Origin of the sequence: Vibrio sp. 10N.222.48.A3 (genome assembly GCF_041475345.1) — a bacterium.
GTDB classification, from domain to species: Bacteria; Pseudomonadota; Gammaproteobacteria; order Enterobacterales; family Vibrionaceae; genus Vibrio; species Vibrio tasmaniensis_A.
This window is the reverse complement of the sequence record NZ_JBFRVX010001312.1, coordinates 1-2,708: the sequence shown is the minus strand read 5'-3', so window position 1 is coordinate 2,708 and position 2,708 is coordinate 1. Positions and strand designations below refer to the sequence as shown.

Genomic DNA, 2,708 nt, shown 5'->3' with positions numbered 1-2,708 from the left:
CCACCAGACAATGCTTTAGGTTGACGTTCAAGAAGGTGACCAAGCTGAAGGATTTCTGCAGCATGTTCTACACGCTTGTCAATTTCAGCTTTATCGGCGTTTGCCAGTTTAAGACCAAAAGACATGTTGTCGTAGAGATTTAGGTGCGGGTAGAGCGCGTAAGATTGGAATACCATACCCACACCACGTTTTGATGGCTCAACATCGTTCATGCGTTGATCACCAATGTACAAATCACCAGACGTAATATCTTCTAGACCCGCGATACAGCGTAATAGCGTCGATTTACCACAACCTGATGGTCCAACGAATACTACGAACTCACCTTCGTTGATGTCTAAGGTTACGTCCTTAGAAATCTGTACATCACCATATGATTTATAAACGTTTTTTAACGTGACACTCGCCATCTAGCTTGTCCTCGATCGATCAAATTTTAAGTTTTACTGCTTATCATTATAAGGAATTTTTGGGTCAGCAGTAACTGTAGGAATTGGTAAGTATTGAGTGAGTAAGAAAAAAGTGGGTGGGACTTGGATTCTTTAACCAAGCCCACCCGTCATAGCCAAACTGGTGCCTATTTCCCCCACATCCAGCTAAATCTCCCCCGTGATTCAATCACAGATTTAGCTCGATGCTTAATAAAGACAACAGCGGGCAGTGAAGCCAACTAAATGAAGAATGCGTCAACGCATAACATTCGCTGGTAAAGGGTTCTTACTATCCACTCTTGGATGAATGCAGTTTCGGTGAATTCGCGTAATGGTACATCCTCCCAATAGAAAATTAACTAGGGGGAGTAGGAGGGGAGGAGTAGATAAAGGGGGTTATCTATAACTGGCGATCCAGTTCAAATAAATCCACCGCATAACGGTGATGTGGATCACGATGAGTATCTACTTTGTGACTTCGCTCGCCAATCTTACCGGATGACGATCACGAAATTAGGCCATAATAGCTAGGGCGTAGTGGCTAGGATGATGAGCTGTCATTGATTTTCTCAGATCATAGCCTCCGAAAACTGGCTCGTCTTAATTGAATGCGCCCTACGTATAAATATAAAAAGGATATTGACATGAAAAACGCTCTAAGCGCTGTAGCTCTAGGCACAATCGTTGCTCTGGGTTCTTTTGGTGCAAACGCTGCTATCGAAGAAGGTCAACTAACTATTTGGGTTGGTGGCGACAAAGCTTATGAAGGAATGGCTGAAGTAGGTAAACGCTTTGAAGAAGATACTGGTGTTAAAGTAACCGTCGCTTTCCCTGACAAACTAGAAGAGAAATTCTCTCAGGTTGCAGCAGCTGGCGATGGCCCAGACATGATTTTCTACGCACACGACCGTTTTGGTGGTTTTGCAGAAGCAGGTCTTCTTGTTGATATCAAACCTTCTAAGGAAACTAAAGAAGGTATCGTAGACTTCGCATGGGATGCTGTTTCTTACGACGGTAAAACAATCGCTTACCCAGTTGCAGTTGAGTCAGTTTCTCTTATCTACAACAAAGCACTTGTTCCCAATCCACCTAAGTCTTGGGAAGAGATCCCTGCACTAAACGCTAAGCTTCAAAAAGATGGCAAGAAAGCAATCATGTGGCCTCTACGTGGTGGCGCTTACTTCACATGGCCTCTACTTGCAGCTGACGGCGGTTACGCGTTCAAGCAAACAGCGGAAGGTTACGACATTAAAGATGCAGGCGTAGCGACTGACGGTGTTCAGAAGTCTCTAGGTTTCATTGAGAAGATGGTAAAAGACAAAGTTATTTCTGCGGATATGGATTACTCAGTTGCTGAGTCTGAATTCGTAGCGGGTAACGTTGCAATGACAATTAACGGTCCTTGGGGCTGGGCAAACATCGAGAAAGCTGGCGTAGATTACGGCGTAGCAACATTGCCTAAGTTCAACGGTAAAGCGTCTAAGCCATTCGTTGGTGTATGGGCTGGTGGTATCAGCACCGCTTCTCCAAACCGTGATCTAGCCGTTGAGTTTATGGAAAACTACCTACTAACTGATGAAGGTATGAAGAGCTTGAACGACGACAAGCCACTAGGCGCTGTTGCTCTTAACTCTTTCCAACGTCAACTAGACAGCGACACTCGTATTGCAGCAACAATGGATAACGCGATGAACGGCGAAATCATGCCTAACATCCCTCAGTTCACAACATTCTGGTACAGCATGGAAGAAGCTATTGGCAACGTAGTTGATAGCCGTCAATCAGTAGAGCAAGCACTAAAAGGTGCTGAAGCTCGAATGACTAAGTAACAACCAAGCACTACCTTTTAAGGAGGGGGCAACCTCTCCTTACTTTTCTATTTTTATATCTCGTTAGCAGGTTCCTCTATGCAGTCAGTTCAAGGTTCAGATGCGATCCCGGCACCATCAAGCCTTCCAGGCAGTAAAAGCGTCTTCATCAAATGGGGGTTGCTTGGTAGTGTTGGCTTAATTAATGGCTACGCTACAATTTTAATGTATTCTCGCGGTGAGCTCGCATTTGCGCTGCTTACTGTGATTTTAACGGCTTTGGCTCTTTACATTTTTGGTAGTAAGAAAACTTACGCCCACCGTTATATTTACCCCGGTATTGCCGGAATGATCTTATTCATTCTTTTCCCACTGGCATATACCGTAGGGCTTGCGTTTACTAACTACAGCGCAAAAAACCAGCTCTCTCTAGAGCGTACTCAAACCGTTCTTTTAGACCGTTCATTCC

General features: G+C 44.5%; 2 protein-coding genes and 1 pseudogene. 2 read left to right on the top strand and 1 reads right to left on the bottom strand.

Translation table 11 applies throughout. The features are described 5' to 3' along the window. Positions 1-410: ATP-binding cassette domain-containing protein (locus AB4653_RS26000; RefSeq protein WP_372105665.1), on the bottom strand; the 410-nt coding region annotated here is incomplete at its 3' end. Positions 411-1,075: 665 nt separating this feature from the next. On the opposite strand from AB4653_RS26000, the gene malE reads away from it, so the two are divergent. Continuing rightward, the gene (malE, locus tag AB4653_RS25995) at positions 1,076-2,260 is read left to right on the top strand and encodes a maltose/maltodextrin ABC transporter substrate-binding protein MalE (protein ID WP_009845808.1); all 1,185 of its coding nucleotides are present in this window, start codon (positions 1,076-1,078) and stop codon (positions 2,258-2,260) included. 78 nt (positions 2,261-2,338) lie between these two features. Next, a pseudogene (gene malF, locus AB4653_RS25990) lies at positions 2,339-2,708 on the top strand (maltose ABC transporter permease MalF); the annotation flags it as partial.